This is a genomic window from Dyadobacter ginsengisoli DSM 21015 (genome assembly GCF_059568735.1).
Genome location: NZ_JCANTY010000007.1, coordinates 560,777 through 582,887, shown reverse-complemented (window position 1 = coordinate 582,887; position 22,111 = coordinate 560,777). Strand labels below are relative to the sequence as shown.

Below are 22,111 nucleotides of genomic sequence, written 5' to 3'. Positions count from 1 at the left end.
GTTGAATGTTTGTTGGCCTGGCCGCTGCACCTGTTTAAAACATCATTCCAGCGTCAAAATATAACTAAGTCAAGAAAGCGGCAGGCGTGCAGATTTTGATACCCACATCCAAATCAAACCGTTATTGCGCGAATTTAAGACGGTTGTCGGCTAACTTTGTTCCAAAATACGTTACTTTGGTTGGATTAACATTTTGCATTGGTCAGATAGTGAAAAAAATTAAAATTGTTGCGCTTTCCTTTACTGTGATCATGTTTTTGCTGGAAAGTTGCATGGCACAGACCGCTGAAACGGAGACAGATCTGCCCCCTAAAAGAGAATTCAGAGCGGTATGGATAGCCACTGTCGACAACATTGATTGGCCAAGCAGCAAAAATCTACCTCCGGAAGACCAGCAGGAGGAGTTCTCTTCCCTGCTCGATTTTCACAAACGGGTAGGTATGAATGCGGTGTTTGTACAGGTTCGTGCGGCCGGGGATGCATTCTACGCGAAGAGCCCCGAACCGTGGTCGGAATGGCTGACGGGCCAGCAAGGCCGGAAGCCCGACCCCATGTGGGACCCGCTCGATTTCATGATCGCCGAAGCCCATAAGCGTGGCCTGGAGTTTCATGCGTGGCTGAACCTTAACCGGCTTGTACATAAGTCTTCCAAAAGTGTTTCTTCTGAGAATATCAGTCGCATTCACCCCGAATGGATCCTGAGTTATGACGGTTACAAACTGTTTGATTTTGGCATTCCCGAAGTGCGGAAATTCATAACCGATATGACTGTCAATGTCGCCAAGAATTACGACGTCGACGGAATCCATTTCGACGACTACTTTTATCCTTATGCAGCGCCTGGACAGGTAATCCAGGATGATGCGACTTTCCGGAAATATTCCGATGGCTACACCAACAAGGCCGATTGGCGGCGACATAATGTAGATTTGCTCGTAAAGCAGATCCATGAAGCGCTGCAGGCACTGAATCCACGCCTTAAATTCGGAATAAGCCCCTTTGGCGTGTGGAGAAATAAGGATCGCGATGCGGAGGGTTCCAAAACTTTCGGGGCATTGGCGTCTTATGACGACCTTTTTGCTGACAGCCGCAAATGGGTCAAGGAAGGCTGGGTCGATTACATTGCTCCGCAGGTTTACTTTTCATCGGGTTTTTCGCGGGTACCTTATAAGAATCTGGTCGATTGGTGGACAGAAAATCGTTTTGACCGTCACCTCTATATTGGAATGGGCGCTTACCGTGTAGGTTATAAAGATAGGGATGCACATTGGTCGAACCCGGCTGAAATACCTAATCAGGTCCGATACTTCCGCGAAAGCGAAACGGACGGAGCGATTTTTTTCAGCTCCCGCTCATTGCGGGGCAATAGCCTGGGTTTTGTGGACTCGTTGCGCAGGGATTTTTTCAAGTATCCGGCACTTGTGCCTACTATGCCCTGGAAAGACCGCGTTCCGCCACTGGCGCCCAAAAGTTTGAAAGCGACCCTGCTCTCACGCGGCATCGAGCTCACCTGGGAACAACCGGATGCCGCTGCGGACGGCGACAAGGCCTGGTATTATGTGATTTACCGCTTTCCGCCAGATGAAAAGGCCACTGCGCATGACCCGCGACGGATACTGGGTATGTGTTACGAGGGAGAAAAGTTTGTGGATATGACTGCGGAATCGGGTAAAAGATATGTATATTATGTTACAGCAGTTGATCGCCTGCATAACGAAGGTCGACCCATCGGCCCTTTACGTGTGGAAGTCCACGATCAGAAGCTAGTCAGGTTTTAGGTATGAGCAATTCTATCCAATACGATTATAAGCCCGAGCATTTCATTGCCTCGGTACCTACTAAATACCATTCTGAGAATCTTCGGACCGAGGAAATGGTGTTGAATATGGGTCCGCAGCATCCGTCTACGCACGGCGTCTTGCGGCTGGAAGTCGTGACCGACGGCGAGGTGGTGATCGACGTAGTGCCGCATGTAGGTTACCTGCACCGTTGTTTTGAAAAACATGCCGAATCATTGCCCTTTAACCAGATCATTCCCTACGTGGACCGGATGGATTACGTTGCGGCGATGAACTCTGAGCATGCCTATGTAATGGGTGTGGAAAGAATGCTGGGGATTGAAAATGATATCCCCAAACGTATTGAATACATTCGTGTGATGGTGGCAGAGCTAAACCGGCTGGCATCGCATTTCGTCGCTCTGGGTACGTACGCGATGGACATAGGCGCATATACGCCCTTCCTGTGGATGATGCGTGATCGCGAGCAGATCCTGCGCCTGCTCGAATGGACATGCGGCGCGCGGATGCTATACAATTATATATGGATAGGCGGGCTGTTTTACGACCTGCCCGTCGGTTTTGAGGAGCGGTGTACGGAATTCATTAAATATCTGAAACCTAAGCTGATCGAATTGCAACAGCTAGTAGTGGATAATAAGATCTTTATTCAAAGAACTGCCAATGTGGGCGTGCTGCCATTGCCGGTTGCCATTAATTACGGCTGTACCGGGCCGATGCTCCGCGGTTCGGGCCTGCGGTACGATTTGCGCAAGGTAGATGGGTATTCGGTGTATCCGGAACTGGATTTTGAGATACCCATTGGCGAAGGGAAATTAGGCACGGTAGGAGACTGCTGGGACCGGACGTGGGTACGTGTGGCGGAATGCTGGGAGTCGGTGAAAATCATCGAGCAATGCCTGGTGCAATTGAAAGGCGATTACAAAAGAACCCGTGATTTTGACCCACAGGCTATCGTACCAAAGAAGATCCGGCCGAAAGCGATGGATTTTTACGTGCGTGCCGAAAACCCGAAAGGCGAACTGGGCTTTTTCTTCCGCACTGACGGCCGTTCGGACGTCCCGGTACGATGTAAGGCGCGGGCATGCTCGTTCAATAACCTTTCGGTGATCGGGGAAATTTCAAAAGGGGCATTACTCGCCGATCTGGTAGCTGTTATCGGGTCTATTGACGTGGTAATGGGTGAAGTCGACAGATAATCAATATAAATCAGTGTATAAATGAAAAGAGCCGCATGTATCGGCTCTTTTCATTTAAATAACTCCTGAAAACTTACGCTTCGGCAGCTACACCTACCAGGTCGTGTTTCGCCAAAAACTCAGCGATTTGAACGGCGTTGGTAGCAGCTCCTTTGCGAAGGTTATCAGCTACGATCCACAGGTTCAGTGTCTTAGGCTGAGATTCGTCGCGACGGATACGGCCTACGAAAGTCTCGTCTTTGCCGTGAGCCGTCAATGGCATTGGGTACAATGCATTTTTCGGATCGTCCTGAACGATAACGCCTTCGGTTTCAGCAAGGATCTGGCGTACTTCGTCCAGGTCATACTCGTTCTCGAACTCGATGTTAACAGCCTCGGAATGACCGCCGATCGTAGGAATACGAACAGTAGTAGCGGTAACTGCAATGCTATCGTCGCTCATGATCTTCTTCGTTTCGTTCGTCATCTTCATTTCCTCTTTGGTATAACCATTATCGAGAAACACGTCGATGTGTGGAAGCACATTCAGGTCGATCTGGTGCGGGTATACTTTGCCTTTGCTGTGATCGCCGGCACGTTCCGAGAACAGTTGGTCAACGGCAGCCTTACCGGTTCCGGTTACGGATTGGTAAGTGGAAACAACCACACGTTTGATTTTATATTTTTTGTGCAAGGGATTCAGAACCACTACCATTTGAATGGTGGAGCAGTTCGGATTTGCGATAATCTTATCTTCTTTAGTCAATTCGCTTGCATTGATTTCCGGAACAACCAGTTTTTTGGTCGGGTCCATGCGCCATGCGGACGAATTATCCACCACGGTAATACCTGCTTCCGCGAATTTCGGTGCAAGGGCCAATGAAGTGCCGCCGCCAGCCGAGAAGATCGCAATCTCAGGTTTGGCAGCAATCGCATCCTCGAAGCCGATCACCTTTATCTGTTTACCCTTGAATGTAACTTCCTTACCGACAGACCTTTCAGATGCGACGGCTAATAGCTCCGTCACCGGGAAATTACGCTCTTCGAGCACTTTGAGGATTTCGCCGCCCACCAGACCGGTAGCGCCTACTACTGCGATTTTCATTCTTGCATTAAGATTAAAAATGGATAGAATATGATTTACTCCTTGTAAACAGCGTACGCCGCCGTTGCGAAAAGTGCCGCAAATTTACGCAGTTTTTTAGAATGATAGGAAAATTTGCCTGTTTAATGCATTAAAATTCAGGAAGGAACGGCCAAAGCCCACATTTCAGACAAGTTTACTAGGCTTTTGGACTTCTGAAATCACATAGCTTTTCAGGTGTAATGCACGCATCGAGTGGAATATCAAACTCATCAATATCCACTATTTCATTCACTTCCTCGAACAATGAAAGGCCCATTCTGATGCAATCGGGGCGGGTTTGGGATAGAAACCGGTCATAATAACCTCCGCCATAACCGACGCGGTATCCTTTACGGTCAAACGCCAGGAGGGGGACCAGGACAATGTCTATTTCTTCCGGCTGGATTTTTTGCGAAGTCAACGGATCAGGCTCCGGGATCCGCCATTGGTTTGTGATCAAATGCGTGTAGGGTGTGACAAGGAAATGCTCCATTTCGCGTGTACCGGGGATAATGTAAGGCGCGGCAATGCGCATTGAGGGGAAGGAAACGCGGAGTGACTCGATAATGTAAAAGGTGTGGATTTCTCGCGAACCTAGCTGCGGCAGAAATGTATGAAGTGTTTTGAACTGATTATTCTGAACAAATTTTTCGACTTCCTGCGCGATCAGGGCATTTTTTTTGATCAGCCATTGTTCGTCGGCGTCCTTTCTTTTTTGTAAAAATTCCTTTCGTAGTGCATCCTTTTTCATCCGGTACTATCGTCTTTTTGGGTATGTAAGTGGAGGAAATTTCGCCTTTTTATTCTATTGTTCGTACTTTCACGGTCTGATTTCAAAATCTTTAACTATTGTATAGAATTAAGACATGAGCAAAATTAAAGTTGACAATCCCGTCGTAGAACTGGATGGCGATGAAATGACCCGCATTATCTGGAAGTTTATCAAGGAAAAGCTCATCCTCCCTTACATCGACGTAGATATCAAATACTACGATTTGGGTGTTGAGTACCGCGACGAAACCAACGACCAGGTAACTATTGATGCAGCCAACGCCATTAAAGAATACGGTGTGGGTATCAAATGCGCAACAATCACTCCTGATGAAGACCGCGTAAAAGAATTCAACCTGAAGCAAATGTGGAAATCGCCTAACGGAACCATCCGTAACATCCTCGATGGTACTGTGTTCCGTGAGCCGATCGTGATGCAAAACGTTCCAAGATTAGTTACCAACTGGACTGCACCTATCATCGTAGGACGTCACGCATTTGGCGACCAATATCGCGCTACGGATTTCGTCGTACCCGGAAAAGGCAAACTGACGATCAAATTCGAAGGTGAGGACGGGCAAGTGATCGAGCACGAGGTGTACCAATTCAAAGGTCCCGGTGTAGCAATGGCTATGTACAACATCGACGAGTCGATCCGTGGCTTTGCACGTTCATGCTTCAATGTAGCATTGGATAAAGGATGGCCTCTCTACCTTTCTACCAAAAATACAATCCTTAAGAAATACGACGGACGCTTCAAGGATATTTTCCAGGAAGTATACGAGCAGGAATACAAAGGAAAAGTTCATTACGAGCACCGTCTGATCGACGATATGGTTGCTTCTGCATTGAAATGGGAAGGTAACTTTGTATGGGCGTGTAAAAACTACGATGGTGACGTTCAGTCGGATACTGTTGCACAAGGCTTCGGTTCGCTGGGTCTGATGACGTCCGTACTGGTAACGCCTGATGGCAAAACCATGGAAGCGGAAGCTGCACACGGAACCGTGACCCGTCACTACCGCGAGCACCAGAAAGGTAAGCCAACTTCGACCAATCCAATTGCGTCCATTTTCGCATGGACTCGCGGATTGGCGTTCCGTGGCAAACTAGACGGCAACCAGCCACTGATCGATTTCGCTAACGCACTTGAAAAAGTGTGTATCGAAACGGTTGAAAGCGGGCAGATGACCAAGGATTTGGCAGTCGGCATCTATGGAAACGATGTGAAACACGGTGAGCATTACCTGTACACAGAGGAATTCCTGGAAGCTATCGATACAAACCTGAAGGCTGCATTAGCATAAAAGCCATATTTCATAGTATAAAGCCACTGGTTTCGCAAGAAGCCGGTGGCTTTTTTTGTGGCAGGTATTATTTTATTATATATTACTAGGAATGTGCCTAATAAACCCGACCCAGTGATTAAGACTTTTTACATAGTGAGCCTTTTAATCGTACTGACCATGAATGGTTTGAAGGGTATGAACTATGTTTCGGGAAACGCGCTGATGCGTGCGGACACGGTTTCCGGAGAGGATTCTGTTCGTAAAGCGGTTCAAAAGGACCTGATTGACATTTTCAGGCAGTGGAAAACGAAAGATAAGTCCGACTCGGCGGTTCGGGTGCCCAAAATTAGGTCGGGGAAGCCGATATTTTCTTTAGTACCGGCTGGGGGGTACACGCTTTCATCGGGTCTGACCGGATCGCTCAATGCGAATATCGCCTTTTACACCAGCAGCCCCAAAACGACCAATATTTCCAGCATTACGACCAATTTTATCTACACCGAATACAAGCAGATGACCATCCCGGTGCAGGCAAACATCTGGTCTCGAAATAATAATTACAACTTTCTCGTCGATTGGCGGTTTTTCAAATATCCTCAGGACACATACGGCCTGGGGTCGGATAGCAGATTAAGCGAAGCGACGCGGCTTGAATACAAACACATCCGGCTCCACCAGTCAGTGCTGAAGCGGATCGGAAAGTCCTTTTTTGTAGGTGTTGGATTCGCTTATGACAAGCGCTGGCAAATCAAGCAGGTCAATAAAGAAGAACAGAACAAGGATGTCGATGCATATGGGCTGGGTCATAAGTCATCTTCGACAGGGCCGCTCATGACGGTGGCTTATGATAGCAGAACAAACTCTATTAATCCCTTAAAAGGGTTTTATACCAATGTCCAGTTCAGGCCGAATATGACCGCACTGGGGAGTACCAATAACTGGCAGTCGGTGGTAATTGATGTACGCAGGTATTTCAACTTACCCTATGGCAGCCAGAACACCCTTGCATTCTGGAATTACAACTGGCTCACCATCGGGAAGCCACCCTATCTCGACCTTCCCGCTACCGGCTGGGATCCTACCAATAACATTGGTCGTGGCTACATTCAGGGTCGCTTCCGCAGTACCAATCTCCTTTATTTTGAATCCGAATATCGATTTGCATTAACCAAAAACGGTCTTTTCGGCGGTGTACTTTTTGCGAATGCGCAGAGCGTTTCGGACTGGCCTTCTAAAAGCTTTCGCAAGATTGCCCCTGCGGGAGGGCTGGGAATTCGAATAAAGGTCAATAAGACTTCCGGAGCGAATATTGGTATTGACTACGGGTTTGGAATGGATGGCTCACGGGGGTTGTTTGTGAATTTGGGAGAGGTGTTTTAACTTTATAAACACACTATGCTTCCATATGTACAGGCTGATTTTCACGGATCGGGCATTGAAGGGCCTGTAAGTTATTCCCCGAAAAGATGCTGCGAAACTTATCAAGCACCTCGAAGAGCTGGCTGCCTCTCCGCTTACAAAAAGTAATGTTAAATGTCTGAAAAATCACCCACTTGCCATTTTTCGTTTAAGAGTAGGTGATTACAGAATTCTCTTTAACAAATACGTTGAAATTGAGATCGTCGAAGTGATAGATGTTGGCCACCGAAAAGATATATACGAATGAACCTACATGCGCAAATCATTGAGGAAGACGGCAAGCCGAAGTTTGCATTGCTCCCAATCGAGGAATATGAAAATATAATTAATGAATTTTCAGACTTCGATACTGTAGAGGATCTGGCGGACTACCTGAAGGCAGTGAAAATCAATGCTGAAAATAAGAACTGGCATAGCCTGAACGATGTTAAAACACAGCTGGGAATTGATTGATTTTAGCTTAACAACATCAATCCTCCCGCCCTTCTTTCCTATTCGCGTCGGCCATCCGTACGATCCTAGGCGAGAACTTCGCCAGCACTGTCACCAAGTCGGTTTGGGCAGCAATCACGTCGTCAATGTTCTTGTAAACCATTGGAGATTCATCGAGGTCCCCTCCAATCAGTTGAATACCATTGTCTTGCAAAATTTTGTTCATCTGACTCCGGGTAGTTGTGGTAAACGCTTTCGTGCGCGACATGACGCGTCCTGCGCCATGCGACGCGGAGTTTAGAGAGGTTGCATTACCTTTTCCCCGGATCACATAACCCGGTTGGCTCATAGAACCGGGAATGATGCCGAGCTCATCGGAATTGGCAGGGGTGGCGCCTTTGCGGTGGACGATTACCTCGCGGCCGTCAGCCAGCTTTTCTTTCCAGGCGAAATTATGGTGGTTTTCGATGATTTTGAGCGGTTTTTCGCCGAGCGATTTCGCCATTTTGTTATGGATTTCATGATGGTTCGCCGACGCATAATCGCCGGCAAGGTTCATCGCAATCCAATAGGCCTGGCCTTCCTCGCTATTGAGGTCGAGCCAGGCGAGGTGGGCTGCCTGCTTAGGCAGTACTGTTCGTTGCATCGCCAGTTTAGAATAGTAGTTGGCAATGTTTCCGCCAAAGCCGCGGGAGCCGGAATGTGAGAGTAATGAGAGATATTCGCCTTGTGGTAAATTCAAGAGCGAATCATTTTCAAATACTTCTACAACACCCCATTCTACAAAGTGGTTACCGGTTCCGGACGTGCCGAGTTGCCGGTATGCTTTATCTTTGAGCCCCCGGATGATTTTGGTCGCTTCCCACTCCGGCTGGTCCATTACGCTTTCATCGTATTTTCTAGCCATTTCGCCACCCATCCCGAATTTTGTGTTTTCGATCAGGATCTTTTTCAGGAAATGTGGTTCGCGTTTGAGGTAGTCAGTCGGAATGTCGAAAACGGACATACACATCCGGCACGCTATGTCGACGCCTACGGCGTAAGGAATCACTTTGTCGGATTCCGTGGCGAGTACGCCGCCGATGGGCAGGCCGTAACCCTGATGTGCGTCTGGCATTAATGCGCCAGCGACCGAAATGGGTAAGCTAACGGCCGTTTCCATTTGTAGTAGTGCACCTTCTTCGATGTGCTCTTTGCCAAAAACGGCGTAATGCAGTTTATCGTCCCGAAGGTTGAAAGTGTTTTTTTGTTGAGGCTCCTTTTCTTCCAAAGTCAGTACTGCCTCCTCATTGAGAAGCAACTCCTTGCCATGGTCCGTCAATGTGATTTCGGTCCCGCTCCTTTTGAGGTCATAAACCATCTGGGCCAGGTTAGTCACCTTATTTTTAGAAAAGGCATATTTTTTCGGAGCATTGAGCATTTTGACGAGCATCAGAAAGACCTTCTCCTTCGGATATTTCGCACGCTCGTGCAAGCCGTTCGCTACGCGCAGGAATGCTGAATGCAGATTTTCAGGCACATTGGCCAAGAAAATGATTTCTTCAATGGTGATGGGTGTATCCATGGACAAATATCGTTGTTAGGCCTGCGATTTCAAGCGCATACGACTCGCCGTATGCTAACTGATGCGAGGCCAATAAATCTTTCATTGCATAATACAATACAACTCCTAAAAAACCCGTACCTTTGCGGGCAATTTGTTGATACAGTTCGCAGTACCTTCTTTAACTAAATTAAAACGTTGCAATGTCCGCAGTAGCAGAGCAAACCCAGGTGGAGCCCCGGTTGGCCGACCGCATCAACGCCCTCGAAGAATCTTCGACGCTGGCGATGACCAAAATGGCCCGTGAATTGGCCGCCCAGGGCCACAAAGTGATCAGTCTGAGCGTAGGAGAGCCAGACTTCAAGACGCCCGCACACATTTGCGAGGCTGCCAAAAAGGCCATCGACGATGGTTTTCATGGTTATTCACCGGTAGCAGGTTATCCTGATCTGCGAAAGGCCATTGCTGACAAGTTAAAGCGCGACAATAATATAGATTGGAAGCCAGAAAATATCGTGGTTTCGACTGGTGCCAAGCATTCACTGGCTAATGTGATCCAGGTGCTGATCAATCCAGGTGATGAAGTAGTGATTTTTGCACCTTATTGGGTGAGCTATTCCGAAATGGTGAAACTGGCGGAAGGCAAGTCGGTGATCGTGGATGGCGCATTTGAAAATGACTTCAAAGTTACTGCTGTCCAGTTGGAAGCAGCGATCACACCACGGACGAAAATCGTGATGTACGCATCGCCGAACAACCCGACAGGCGCTGTTTATTCCGAAAAAGAATTAAGAGAAATCGCGGCCGTGCTGGAAAAGCATGAGGATATTTATGTTCTGGCTGACGAAATCTACGAATATATCAATTTTACGGATGAGGGCCATTTCAGCATCGGGTCAATTCCCGCGTTGAAAGACCGTGTTATTACTGTGAACGGTGTCGCGAAAGGGTATGCTATGACTGGCTGGCGTATCGGGTTCATCGCAGCGGCCAAATGGATCGCCGAAGGTGTTGAGAAATTGCAGGGACAGGTTACTTCGGGAACCAACTCCATCGCACAGAAAGCGGCAACAGCGGCATTCAACGGACCTAAGGAACCCTCTATTGAAATGGCGAAGGCTTATCACCGCCGCCGAGACCTGGTGGTAGGCTTGTTGAAAGAAATTCCCGGTTTCAAAGTAAATGTACCTCAGGGTGCATTCTACGCATTTCCGGATGTGAGCTACTATTTCGGGAAGTCGGACGGAGAGACTGATATCAAAGACTCGGACGATTTCGCAAACTGGTTGCTGAACAAATCATACGTTTCAACGGTAGCAGGTTCCGGTTTCGGAGCGCCTAACTGCATCCGGATCTCCACTGCGGCTGCGGATGAAGCGTTGCAGGAGGCGGTACAGCGTATCAAAGATGCGGTAGCTACTTTAAAATAATCGAAAATGAAATCATAAAGGCCTCATGGGTGTTACCTGTGAGGCTTTTGTGTTGAAAATTGAATAAGTACTTGTATCTGCACACCATCATACTAAAATAAAAAGGCCGGCAACCAACTGCCGATAGCCGACCGCCAACAATGAGCAAATATTATTTTTTAAAAGTCAAAGAAGTAGAGAAAGAGACCGAGGAAGCCGCGACAATCCATTTCTGGCATCCCATCAATGAAGTAGTGCAATACCGGCCGGGACAATTCCTGACATTGTTGTTGCCTTTTGAAGACAAAAAGATCCGGAGATCGTACTCAATGTCGAGCTCGCCCTATACGGATGTGGCGTTGGCCATTACGATTAAACGCGTTCCGGGAGGCTATGCTTCCAATCTGCTGCTCGACACGATCAAGGAAGGGGATGTATTGGAAACCTTAGAGCCAATGGGCCATTTCTTTCCGAAACAGGCAGATGATCAGATTCGCCAGGTCGTGTTCATCGGTGCAGGAAGTGGCATTACGCCGTTGTTTTCGATTTTGAAGTCCATTTTAATGGTAGAACCCGAAAGCGAGGTTTTCCTGATTTATGGAAGCCGGAAAGAGGATACCATTATTTTCAGGGACAAAATTGTGGCTTTGGAAAAGAAATACGGGAGTCGCTTTAAAGTCGTTCATACTTTAAGCCAGCCAGAGGAAGGTTGGGTAGGTGAAACAGGCAGATTGAATAAAAGCCATGTGCTGAAAATGATCGAAAAGCTCCCTGCCCTGAATAAAAAGGAGGCGGAGTACTTTATTTGCGGGCCGGAAGATATGATGGAGGAGACGCATAGGGCACTTTCGATCCTGGCGGTGCCCGACGGTAAAATCAGGAAAGAGAGCTTTGTCACGGCCACATCTGCGAAACCAGGGGAGGTAACAGTGGAAACGGAAGGAGAAGATGACGATTCGCCAAAAACGCGCGAGATCACATTGTTTTATGAAGGAGCTGAATATAAGCTGTCTGTAAAACCGCATGAGACTGTGCTTGAGGCGGCATTGAATATGGACATTGATCTGCCTTACTCCTGTCAGGCGGGCATGTGTACGGCGTGTATGGGCAGATGTACGTCGGGTAAGGTACAGATGGATGAGGAAGACGCGCTTTCGGAGGCGGAAGTACGCGAAGGATTCATTCTCACCTGCGTGACGCACCCCATGAGCGATGACGTGGTGATTGAAGTTGAATAGGACCCGATCTTGATATATTATATACCAAAACGGGCAGCGATATCATCGCTGCCCGTTTGTTTTACTCGTCTTTTTTAGGTGGCAACGGCGGTTTGGGCGCCGGGGCCGGTTTGGCTGGTAGAGCAGGCACCGCTTTTGCTGGCGGTGGAGGTGTACCCACACGTATGCGTCCTGACCGGGCTACACGTGCCACACGCGGGCGCTCATCAATACCTCGCATTTTCTGGTAGCTCAATGTTTCCAGTCCGATATTCTTGCCGAGTTCACTGATCTTGTAGTGTACCTCTTCGATTTCCCGATCCAGCTTACGTACCGGCTCTTCGGCTCTGAATGCTTCTTTTTTTGCATTTGCGATTTGATTATTCAAATCTGAAATGACCTGTTCCTGTGCTTTGATCTGCTGCTCGAAATCTGCCAGTTGCTTGTCCAGATCTGCCTCGCTGAGCTTCGAATCCTTGGCATCCTGATTAAATATGACGGACCGTTTTTCCATTAAATCCATTCTCAATTCCGCCGCGCGTTGTTTTTTCCACTCAATTTTCTGGATTTCACGTTCAAACCGCTCCGTCTCAAAGCTCTGCTTTTCTTTTTCCAGATTTAACTCTTCCAGCCGTTGATGCAGCGGTTTCAATTCTTCATGCATTGCCCTGATTTTCCGGCTGAGCTCCCAGGTCTTTCGATCCAGCGTGTCATTGCCAGGTTCCTCAAAATGTATTTCAATTTCTCTGATGTCGGTATCGACTTCTGCCAGCCGTGCTTCTATATTTTCGTTAATATCCTCTTCGATAGCTACTTCGGCCATCTCCTCCATTTCTTGTTCTCTGCGGATCTGCGTTTTGGCGGGCTTCCGCTTTTTATCGACCATATGCTTTGCCGCTTTTTTCTCCTTGTCCTTTTCGACTTTCTGAGCCACTGCATAGGCTGAAATACCAATCACCAATCCAATCGCGAAAATCATCGCAGGTAAGCTTGAAAACGTCCGGGCTGGTTTTGGGTTTAGCCCCAGAACGCGCTGCACACGGTGCAGCAATAATGGTTTCCTGGACGCGAAAGCCATCGCCAATCCCGGAGCAGCCTGCCATTCAGCTACTTTCACAAGGGCATGAGCCAGCGACATTTTGTCTCCGCATACCGCCAGGGCAATGTCATCACAGCAATGCTCACGTTCCGCGCGGACTTTTTCAGACAGCCACCAGATGGCCGGATGGAAGAAAAATATTACCTCCACGAACGATTGCAGCATGTTGATCAGATAGTCGTTTCTCCGTATATGTGCCAGCTCATGTGCGAGGATCGCTTCGACCTGGGCGGTCGAAAATCCTGAGAGCAGGCCAATCGGGATGAGTACCACCGGACTAAATGCACCGATGACCATGGGTGTCAGCACTTTGGCCGTTTCACGGAATTCAACTGCTTTGGAAATATTCATTTTAGCGATGATCACTCCAAACCTCGCCCGCCATTCTTTGTCCATCACGACTTTGGCATTCAGGCGGAGCTGCTCAGTAAATATCCAGCCACCGGCAAACCGTAGCAACAGAATACCGGAACCGATGAGCCAGCAAATGACCAACTCATGTAAATGGGCCGTCAGCCACATTTGTATTTTAAATGTAATGGGAAGGTCCCGTGAAACTTGCTCCCATGTGCGGGATGCGGATAATGCAGAGTAGCTTGCCAGATACTTGGCATTTGAAATGGCGGTAATGGTTTTAGGGTAGTAATATATGAATGTTGCGGCCGAGGCGACGAACTGCGCGAATAGGAAGCCTACGCCAGTCAGGTAGCGGGTGTTGGCCGATTTTTTTCGCAGTAGATAGAAAACTGCGACGGCAATCAGCATCAGCAGTGTACCCTGCCAGATAGAATGGATGAGTGTCCAGCCAAGGGCGGAGACAGCTGGTCCGGGCAATAGATCAGAGAATAATTTCATGGCTAACGATTATTTTCCAGGTTATTTAATAACGCACGAATTTCATCCAATTCCTCCTTCGAGGTCGAGTGATTCCCCAGTGCCTGCATGACCATCTGCGCGGCGGAACCCTGAAATAGTGTTTCCACCATTTTACCTACAAGATTTTGTTGTGTTTCTTCCTGGCCGAGAAGCGCCACGTAAATGTGCGATCGTCCTTGCTCCGTGCGGTAGAGCAACCCCTTGTCGTGCATGATCTGCATAAGTTTCAAGGTCGTGGTATAACCCACATCCTTGGTTTCGGAAAGGGCATCATGCACGGCACGTACGGTACTTGGACCTGCCTGCCACAGGTAGTTCAGGATTTCCAGTTCAGAGTCGGTGGGCTTGATATACATGGTGATTTTAATTACGATAATCTTCGTACCAAATGTCTACGAAAAAAATCGTACATGCAAGCCTTTACTACGATTTTTTTCGTAATAACATGAAAATATCGAATAACTGGTTGTTTATGAGTGTTTTGGTAATAAAAAAGTCCGGCATTGCGGCCGGACCTAGAAATGTATTTTGCTGAATGATCTGCTAAACGTAGGTGTTCAGCATCACTGGCATCACGAGCATCAGGATGTCTTCGTTTTCCTCCTGATCTACCGGAATGATGAGCCCGGCACGGTTTGGAGCGGAAAGTTCGAAGGTAATGGTCTTGCTGGAAAGATTGCCTAGCACCTCAATCAGGAACTTCGCATTGAACCCGATCTCCATATCGTCGCCATTATATTCGCACATCAGGCGCTCATTGGCTTCATTGGAGTAATCGAGGTCTTCCGCAGAGATAACCAGATCGTTCAGCGCCATTTTCAGGCGAACCTGGTGTGTCGTTCTGTTGGAGTAAATGGAGATACGTCTCAGAGAGCTGAGGATTTCCATTCTGTTTATCGTAAGCGTGTTCGGATTATTAGTCGGGATCGCGTTTTCATAGTCGGGAAAACGCTCGTCGATCAACCGACAGATCATGCGAATGTTACCAAAGCTGAAAAATGCATTAGAAGAGGTGAACTCCGCCTTTACCGGCACGTCTTCAGATGGAAGACAGGATTTCAGCAAGTTCAGTGCCTTCCGCTGGATGATCATCGACGTATCGATGTCCGATTTGATATCGGTGCGGCGATAGCGAACGAGGCGGTGACCGTCGGTTGCTACAAATGTTGCACTCTCTGCACCCATTTGCACGAAAACCCCTGTCATAGCCGGGCGAAGATCGTCAGTACTGGTGGCGAAAAGCGTATTGGATATGGCAGCCCCCAAAGATGACGAAGAAAAATCGACAGACTGGCCCCGGTTTACAACCGGTGTCTTTGGAAAGTCGATTGGGTTTTCTCCCGAAAGTTTATAGCGTCCGTTGTCGGAGATAATTTCAGTACCAAATGTTTCACCATTCACCTGTAGTGTAATGGGTTGCTCGGGCAGTCCGCGCAGGGTATCGAGCAATAATTTGGCCGGAATGGCAATTGCGCCTTTTTCGGATGATTCCACTTCAATTTCCGTAATCATAACGGTTTGAAGGTCGGATGCAGTAACGGTCAGCGAATTTCCTTCGAGTGTGAGAAGGAAATTTTCTAGGATTGGGACAATTGGGTTCGTTGAAACGACACCGTTTATAGCCGATAGCTGTTTGAGTAGAACTGATGACGAAACGACAAACTTCATAATTCGTGACGTAAGTGTTTAGTTGATAGATTTATATAAGGAAGATTCCGGAAAATCATTTTGTAGGGAACAAAAGTATGAAAAATTACCATAGCCCCGGCCGGTCTCACCCAAATTTTCGGGTTCTTAGAAAATATCTGATGGCTCCGAAAATACCAATTAGTACTACGGGAAGCAGCAGATTCAACGCCTGCCAGAACTTCCTGTTTTCCTGAATCTCGATTTTGTCCAAAGCCCTTATCGAGATTTGCTTGCCGCGTGCATTGATGAGACCGTTGGCGTCGGTCATATAATCGACCACATGTAACACGAAATCCTTGTTTCCGAATGTCTGTTTCGTTACCCGATCATAGCCAAGCGGTAATGGGGCATTCCTTTTATAATCATAGTCGTTGACGATCAGGTCGCCGTCGGAGCAAATAATGACTTTTCCGGCGTTACCGCTCGCCTTGAACTTCGCTGCCCGCGGATCGCCCGGCAGAATGCGGTTTTGAAAAAGCGAGTTGAATGTTCCCTCCAATAATATGCCGGCAAGTTTCACACCCGACCGGTATTCCGATGGTTCCGGATCTTTACGTGCCTCATTATAACCTACGAGCGCGGGTGTGTTCAGGACCTGCGTGTAGGGCGAGGACATTAACAGCGGTGTTTTTGCAATGCCTCCCGCGCCGCCGACGGTGTCGATCGAGCTCAGAAATCTTGTATATACGGCGTTTAGATTCCGCGTAGTGGTATGTTTTCCAAAATTGTTCAAAAGCGGGAAAAATCGCCATGGCATTGGCCTTATTTCCGGATTGTCACCGACATTACCGACATTCAGCAGGATTTGCGCACAATTGAGATCTTTAACCAGATTCGTATTCAGCCTGATACCCCATTTGAAAAACAAATCGCCGAGATTGAGATCAAGCGGTTGGGCATAGCTGCCGTCCAGGCTCACGCTATCCACGCGTGCGCCGTCCACGAAAAAAAGTGCTTTACCGCCTCCCACTACATACTGATCCAGCTTGTATTTGTCTTCTTCCGAAAACGCGCTGTCGGGTTTCATAATGATCAGTGCGTCCAGCCCTTCATACGATTCAGGATTGTTCATGTCCAGAAACACGTCATAGCTCTGCTGAATGGTCGCGATAATATCGCTGAGGCGGGCGGGCGGTATTTTGGTATGGCTTACGACAAAGCCGACCTTTTTCCGCTCGGGATTCGCGAGTACACGAATGGCCGAGGCCAATTCAAATTCAACACCTTCGTAAGACTGGTTCAGCTGTTCTTCCGGGGAGCTTGTTTTATTGCCTTTCAGCAACTGAACGGGTACCGAGAGCGTATCTGTCTGCACGATCACACCTGGAAAAATGATTTTTTCGGTACGCTTACCATCCTCATTCGCGAAAACGTTGGTCGGGTTCAAACCCCGGTCGATAAGGTTCACGTACTGTTTCTGACGCTGCTCCTCGCTGGTGGCGTCCGAAGGATCGGAGTAGTTGACGATCAGATGCCCGTTGGCATAGGACTTGAATTCCTCCAAAGTCTCCCGCGTGGCGCTTTCGAGGCGTTCGAAGCCGGCGGGAAAGTCCCCGAAAAGGTACACATTCACGATCACGTCCTTTTCCAGGCTTCCCAAAAGCTGTTTGGTTGCTTCGGAAATGCTGTAACGCTTGTCCTCGGTAAGGTCCCACCTGAAAAAAAACGACGAAGCCAGCCAATTGACCCCGGCCAGGACAACCACTAGCATTACAAACCGGGTAATGGTATTTTTCATTAGCACAAAGGCTATCGGGAGATTTTTAAACAAAAAATGGACGATTCAGACGTTTGGGGCGCGCCGCCAGGCGTTTGAATGTCCATTCTTGCAAAAATATAAAAAACCGAAAATCAATGAGGTTTTATTGTTCCTTCATCTCAGGTTATTTCTTTTTATAGGTACAGGCCGAATTGTCGGACGCCACGTAATACGACTTGTAGTTCGTGGCTTTGGGATCCATGCAGCCTTTCAGATTGAGCAGTTCGATATTGCGGAAATCGATAGGGTGGCTTTCGGCTTGCAATGCAATATACCCGCTACCGAGTCTGGTACCGTCTTTTTTGATCCATTCGGCCTCATTGCCGACTTTGCCGTCCTTGAAAGTATGGTTTTTACCCACATAACCACCTCCAACACGCGGATTGGTATAAACAAGCACAGTGTCCCGCTCGATCAGGTGATAAATGATCGAATCGCCGAGGACGATCGCCTCCGCGGTCACCCATTGGTCGCCATTGTAGGTTTTCGAAGTTGAATTAATGCAATGCGCTTCGGCCAGTTTGCCGTCGATATCGACGATCGTCCCTGGCGTGCAGAGGTTGCCGGTATTGCGTTCGCCGGCGTTCAGGCCACCGAGGTATTGCATTTCAAGGGAAATCGGGAAATCCTGGTCCAATCCCAGGCTTGCTGCAGGTTGCGAATGCAACATAATGCCGCTGTTGCGCACATTCCAGGAAGCTCCGCCGGGCACCTGGTTACCGGTGAAGCGATATTGTAAACGGATCTTGTAGTGCGAATAGGGCTTATTATAATACATATGGCCATATTCCATAGTGAACTTATCATACTCCTTATAGTTCACCCTGATCATATTATCCTCGACGAGGAAGGTATTTTTATAATTGTCGTTGACCTTATGGCCTGCAATTTTCACGTCCCAGCCGGTTAGGTCCTTACCATTGAAGAGGGATTGCCAGTCTTCTGTGTCGGCTGCTTTTTGGGCTTTGGTTGTCAGGGATAATAGGGAGATGAGGAACAACAGGAAAGTTTTAGGAGCCATGGAGCAAGTTTTTGCAGGTAATACCATTTGATAAGCGAAATAGGGGATATGGACAACAATTGGAAGGTACATCAGGCAGTTTTCTACCTTCGGGACGGTGCCTTAATTATAACAGAAGACCAGGATACATGTAAAGTAGCCTGGATAGAAGGAACGCAGCCACTCGCCGAGCGTGTCGATGATCTGAAACGGCGAGTAATTGCAGCAAGTTTAGTCCAAAATTAACTACCGCCTCCGCCGCTTCGGTTTCGGCGAACTGTCTCCGCTTCCGCCACCACCACTCCTTTTCACCCTGCCTGAGCCACGTGGCTCTTTTGGCTTGCGGTCGCGCGGCCTTCTGTCATTGTCCCGACTAAACCCGGGTCGGCTGAATTCGCTTCTTCGACCCGGCTTTGTTCCTGCAAGGTACAGATCCATGCTCCGGCGTGCCAGGTTGGTATCCTTTACCTTCACTTTTACGGCATCTCCAAAAGTGTATATCTTTTTGGTATTCTGTCCGATAATGCGGTAGTTATCCTTATCGAGCTCATAAAAATCATCGCCTAGGTCGGTCATCCGGATCAATCCCTCGGAAGCTGTTTCTGTGATCTCCACGAAAATGCCGAATTCAGTCACGCCGGTAATGATGCCGTCAAACTCCTTGTCGCGGTCCATCATGCTCATAAACTCGACCTGCTTGTATTTGATCGACGCCCGTTCAGCCTCGGCAGCAAGTCGTTCACGTTCGGATGAATGCTTCGACGCCTGTTCGTAGGCCTCCTTATCCACGTTGCCACCACCGTCGAGATAATGTTGTAACAGCCTGTGCGCCATTACATCAGGGTAGCGGCGGATCGGTGAGGTGAAGTGCGAATAACGGCGGAATGCCAGTCCAAAGTGACCGATGTCCTCGGTACTGTACCGTGCTTTCGCCATTGTGCGAACGGCCAGGGATTCGATCAGGTTTTGCTCCGGCTTACCTTCTACCTTCGCAAGCATGGCATTCATGGATTTTGCGATTTTGCTTTCCTCTTCCAGTTCCAGTTTGAGGCCGAGTTTGGCCACAAAATTCGCGAACGTCTGCAAGCGGTCGGGGTCGGGTGCCTCGTGGATGCGGTACACCATCGTGTTTTTCACCTCGCCTTTTGAAAGCGAAAACACATATTCTGCCACTCGTTTGTTAGCCAAAAGCATAAATTCCTCAATCAGCTTGTTCGAATCGTGCCTTTCTTTCTGGTAAATGCCCAGCGGCTTACCTTCGGGGTCCAGGCGGAAACGTACTTCCGGTGTTTCGAAGTTGATAGCGCCTTTTTTGAAGCGCTCTTTCCGGAAAACTTTGGCCAGGGTATTCAGCGTAGTAAGTTCTTTGGGAAAATCGCCTTCACCGGAATCCAACACGGCTTGCGCCTCCTCATAGCTAAAACGCCGGTCGGAGTGGATCACGGTTCGGCCGAACCATTCTTTTAATACCTTGCCTTTTGAGTTGATCTCAAAAATGGCGGAAAATGCGAGGCGGTCTTCATTAGGACGTAGTGAACAGAGGTTATTCGAAAGTTTCTCCGGAAGCATCGGTACTGTCCTGTCGACCAGATAAACAGAAGTCGCGCGGCGATAGGCTTCTTTTTCGAGCTCTGTTCCGGGCAACACGTAATGTGAAACGTCCGCGATGTGCACGCCTACCTCTACTACATCCTCGCCGAGGTATCGGACCGATAACGCGTCGTCAAAATCCTTGGCGTCTACGGGGTCGATCGTGAAAGTCAGTATGTCACGGATGTCACGACGTTTGGCGATGTCTTTTTTGGCAATCTTGTCCGGAATTTTTTGTGCTTCTGCCTCTACAATTTCAGGGAAATGATACGGCAGACCAAATTCGGCCAGGATCGCGTGCATTTCGACATCGTTATTGCCAGCCTGGCCCAGTACGGAAACAATCTCGCCTTCTGCCTGGCTTCGCCGGGTGGGCCATTCTGTCACTTTTACGATGACCTTATCGCCGTGGCGGGCTTCGCCGATTTCGTCCGGTTCGAGGAAAATCGGGTCAAAAAGCTTCTTGTTATCAGGCTGTACCACAGCGAAACGAGGATTCACTTCAATGATACCGACAATTTCGGCACCGGACCGCTGTACGATCTCTGTAACCCGGCCTTCGGTTCTGTTTTTGCCCGAATCATTCCTGGACTTTGAATTCCGGCTGTTTCTCGAAAGAGGCTGCACTTGCACGATATCCCCGTCCCAGGCGCCATTCAGCAGTTCCGAGTCGACATAAATATCATCGTCGCGACCATCTATGACCACAAACGCAAAGCCCTTATTAACTCTGTCGACGCGACCTGTCAGGCCTTTTGGTGCAGCCTTCTGAAGAACAGCTGCATAGGTGCCGTTTTTGTTATAAATCAATCCGCCGTCCTGTTCAAGTTCATGCAGGATTTCGTTGAAAAGCAGCCTGACCTTCTTGTCGTGTACTCCAAAATGGTCGTGAACATCGAACGGACGAAATGAATGTTCGCTGTTCAGATCAAAAAATGCGGCGATATCCGCCTTTAAATTATCTATATAAGAAACGATATGATGAGGCGTCACAGCCTCTCTTTTTTCCGGATGGAGTTTCTTTTTGTTTTTCTTTTCTCTCATGTATTCTATAAATAGCTATTTGTTCCGCCAAATGCGAAACTTCACCCCGACGGCCGAAAGCCGGCAGCCGGAGTCATCATTCAACCCTCACGATGTTTTCGGGAGGTACCTGATCGAGGCCATTCAGACGCAGGTAAAGCTGCGCCAGAACGACCACGTCTTCTCTGCAATATCGGGAAATTTTAGCCAGATCATTTTCCTCGTAATAAACCTTTGTCACCTCGCTTCCGCTCATTTCGTTTTTGCTTCCGGGAATGTCAAAAACAGCGGCGAGCAAATCAAGGGATGTGAAGCTTTTGTAATCCCCGAATTTCCAGAGATCCATGGTGTCCTGGTGGAGAAGTTCCCAGGGCTTTTTGCCTGTAATCTGTAACGCTTTGGGGATTTCGATTTGGTGGATCAGCATCCGCCTGCAGATAAACGGAAAATCAAATTCTTTGCCATTGTGGGCGCAAAGGATCAGCTGTTCAGCCGGGTATTTTTCAATCAAAGCTTTGAATTGCAGCAGCAATAGCGCTTCATCGTCTCCGGAGAAGCTACTTACCTTAAACGCAATTTCATCCTTTTCGTTCCAATAGTATCCACCGAATGCCATGCAGATGATCTTGCCAAACTCTGCATAGATCGCGCCGCGGTCATAGAAATAGTCGGCGCTGTTTGTAACATCGTCTCCCTTTTTCAGGCTGAGCGCCTTTTTGTCCCAGAGCTTTTGCATACGCTCGGGAAGCAGGTCGTACGACTTTTGTGCGCAAACGGTTTCAATGTCGAGCAGCAGGAAGTTCTTGGTTCGCTTTTTGAAATCTTCTATCATAAGTGTGTGAAGTTTAGAGTGATGGTTCTCAATATTATGTAAAATATTGAAACCCGCAAT

General features: G+C 48.2%; 18 protein-coding genes. 8 read left to right on the top strand and 10 right to left on the bottom strand.

Annotated elements, in window-relative coordinates; genetic code table 11:
• Window positions 1–209 precede the first annotated feature (209 nt).
• Window positions 210–1,778, top strand: a complete 1,569-nt coding sequence (locus BP71_RS27300; protein ID WP_496384739.1) for a glycoside hydrolase family 10-like protein — start codon at window positions 210–212, stop codon at window positions 1,776–1,778.
• A gap of 2 nt (window positions 1,779–1,780) precedes the next feature.
• The gene (locus BP71_RS27295; RefSeq protein WP_496384738.1) at window positions 1,781–2,998 is read left to right on the top strand and encodes an NADH-quinone oxidoreductase subunit D; all 1,218 of its coding nucleotides are present in this window, start codon (window positions 1,781–1,783) and stop codon (window positions 2,996–2,998) included.
• Between the two features lie 73 nt (window positions 2,999–3,071).
• Here the strand turns inward: BP71_RS27295 and BP71_RS27290 are convergent, their stop codons facing one another.
• Together BP71_RS27290 and BP71_RS27285 are read right to left on the bottom strand one after the other, a co-directional pair.
• Entirely contained in the window at window positions 3,072–4,082 is a 1,011-nt protein-coding gene (locus BP71_RS27290; protein WP_496384737.1) for an aspartate-semialdehyde dehydrogenase, read from the bottom strand.
• Between the two features lie 178 nt (window positions 4,083–4,260).
• Window positions 4,261–4,854, bottom strand: a complete 594-nt coding sequence (locus BP71_RS27285; RefSeq protein ID WP_496384736.1) for a 5-formyltetrahydrofolate cyclo-ligase — start codon at window positions 4,852–4,854, stop codon at window positions 4,261–4,263.
• A 115-nt stretch (window positions 4,855–4,969) separates the two neighbouring features.
• Here BP71_RS27285 and BP71_RS27280 point away from each other — a divergent pair, with 115 nt between their 5' ends.
• The 4 genes from BP71_RS27280 (at window position 4,970) to BP71_RS27265 (ending at window position 8,035) form a co-directional block, all read left to right on the top strand.
• Window positions 4,970–6,181: an NADP-dependent isocitrate dehydrogenase gene (locus BP71_RS27280; RefSeq protein ID WP_496384735.1), complete on the top strand. Its 1,212-nt coding sequence runs from the start codon at window positions 4,970–4,972 to the stop codon at window positions 6,179–6,181.
• 114 nt (window positions 6,182–6,295) lie between these two features.
• A complete protein-coding gene (locus BP71_RS27275; RefSeq protein WP_496384734.1) occupies window positions 6,296–7,543 on the top strand; it encodes a BamA/TamA family outer membrane protein in 1,248 nt (415 codons plus the stop codon).
• A gap of 73 nt (window positions 7,544–7,616) precedes the next feature.
• On the top strand, window positions 7,617–7,829 hold the full coding sequence (locus tag BP71_RS27270; RefSeq protein ID WP_496384807.1) for a type II toxin-antitoxin system RelE family toxin: 213 nt from the start codon (window positions 7,617–7,619) through the stop codon (window positions 7,827–7,829).
• Window positions 7,826–8,035, top strand: coding sequence for a prevent-host-death family protein (locus BP71_RS27265; protein ID WP_496384733.1), 210 nt, complete (start codon window positions 7,826–7,828; stop codon window positions 8,033–8,035). Before BP71_RS27270 ends, BP71_RS27265 begins: the two co-directional genes overlap by 4 nt.
• A 16-nt stretch (window positions 8,036–8,051) precedes the next feature.
• Here BP71_RS27265 and BP71_RS27260 read toward each other — a convergent pair whose 3' ends face one another.
• Window positions 8,052–9,578, bottom strand: coding sequence for an RtcB family protein (locus BP71_RS27260; protein WP_496384732.1), 1,527 nt, complete (start codon window positions 9,576–9,578; stop codon window positions 8,052–8,054).
• Between the two features lie 182 nt (window positions 9,579–9,760).
• Here BP71_RS27260 and BP71_RS27255 point away from each other — a divergent pair, with 182 nt between their 5' ends.
• Together BP71_RS27255 and BP71_RS27250 are read left to right on the top strand one after the other, a co-directional pair.
• Window positions 9,761–10,987: a pyridoxal phosphate-dependent aminotransferase gene (locus BP71_RS27255; protein WP_496384730.1), complete on the top strand. Its 1,227-nt coding sequence runs from the start codon at window positions 9,761–9,763 to the stop codon at window positions 10,985–10,987.
• A gap of 140 nt (window positions 10,988–11,127) precedes the next feature.
• Window positions 11,128–12,204, top strand: coding sequence for a 2Fe-2S iron-sulfur cluster-binding protein (locus BP71_RS27250; protein ID WP_496384729.1), 1,077 nt, complete (start codon window positions 11,128–11,130; stop codon window positions 12,202–12,204).
• 61 nt (window positions 12,205–12,265) lie between these two features.
• Here BP71_RS27250 and BP71_RS27245 read toward each other — a convergent pair whose 3' ends face one another.
• From BP71_RS27245 to BP71_RS27215, 7 genes are all read right to left on the bottom strand, one after another.
• A complete protein-coding gene (locus BP71_RS27245; protein WP_496384728.1) occupies window positions 12,266–14,137 on the bottom strand; it encodes a M56 family metallopeptidase in 1,872 nt (623 codons plus the stop codon).
• A gap of 2 nt (window positions 14,138–14,139) precedes the next feature.
• Entirely contained in the window at window positions 14,140–14,514 is a 375-nt protein-coding gene (locus tag BP71_RS27240; RefSeq protein WP_496384727.1) for a BlaI/MecI/CopY family transcriptional regulator, read from the bottom strand.
• Window positions 14,515–14,701: 187 nt separating this feature from the next.
• Window positions 14,702–15,826 carry a DNA polymerase III subunit beta gene (gene dnaN / locus BP71_RS27235; RefSeq protein WP_496384726.1) on the bottom strand — a complete coding sequence of 375 codons (1,125 nt, stop codon included), beginning with the start codon at window positions 15,824–15,826 and terminating at the stop codon, window positions 14,702–14,704.
• 106 nt (window positions 15,827–15,932) lie between these two features.
• Window positions 15,933–17,585: a gliding motility-associated ABC transporter substrate-binding protein GldG gene (gldG, locus tag BP71_RS27230; protein ID WP_496384725.1), complete on the bottom strand. Its 1,653-nt coding sequence runs from the start codon at window positions 17,583–17,585 to the stop codon at window positions 15,933–15,935.
• A 145-nt stretch (window positions 17,586–17,730) separates the two neighbouring features.
• Window positions 17,731–18,627 (bottom strand): 3-keto-disaccharide hydrolase, encoded by an 897-nt coding sequence (locus tag BP71_RS27225; protein WP_496384724.1) that lies wholly within the window; start codon window positions 18,625–18,627, stop codon window positions 17,731–17,733.
• Between the two features lie 225 nt (window positions 18,628–18,852).
• Window positions 18,853–21,240 carry a ribonuclease R gene (gene rnr, locus BP71_RS27220; RefSeq protein ID WP_496384723.1) on the bottom strand — a complete coding sequence of 796 codons (2,388 nt, stop codon included), beginning with the start codon at window positions 21,238–21,240 and terminating at the stop codon, window positions 18,853–18,855.
• 76 nt (window positions 21,241–21,316) lie between these two features.
• On the bottom strand, window positions 21,317–22,051 hold the full coding sequence (locus BP71_RS27215) for a 3'-5' exonuclease (RefSeq protein ID WP_496384722.1): 735 nt from the start codon (window positions 22,049–22,051) through the stop codon (window positions 21,317–21,319).
• Window positions 22,052–22,111 lie beyond the last annotated feature (60 nt).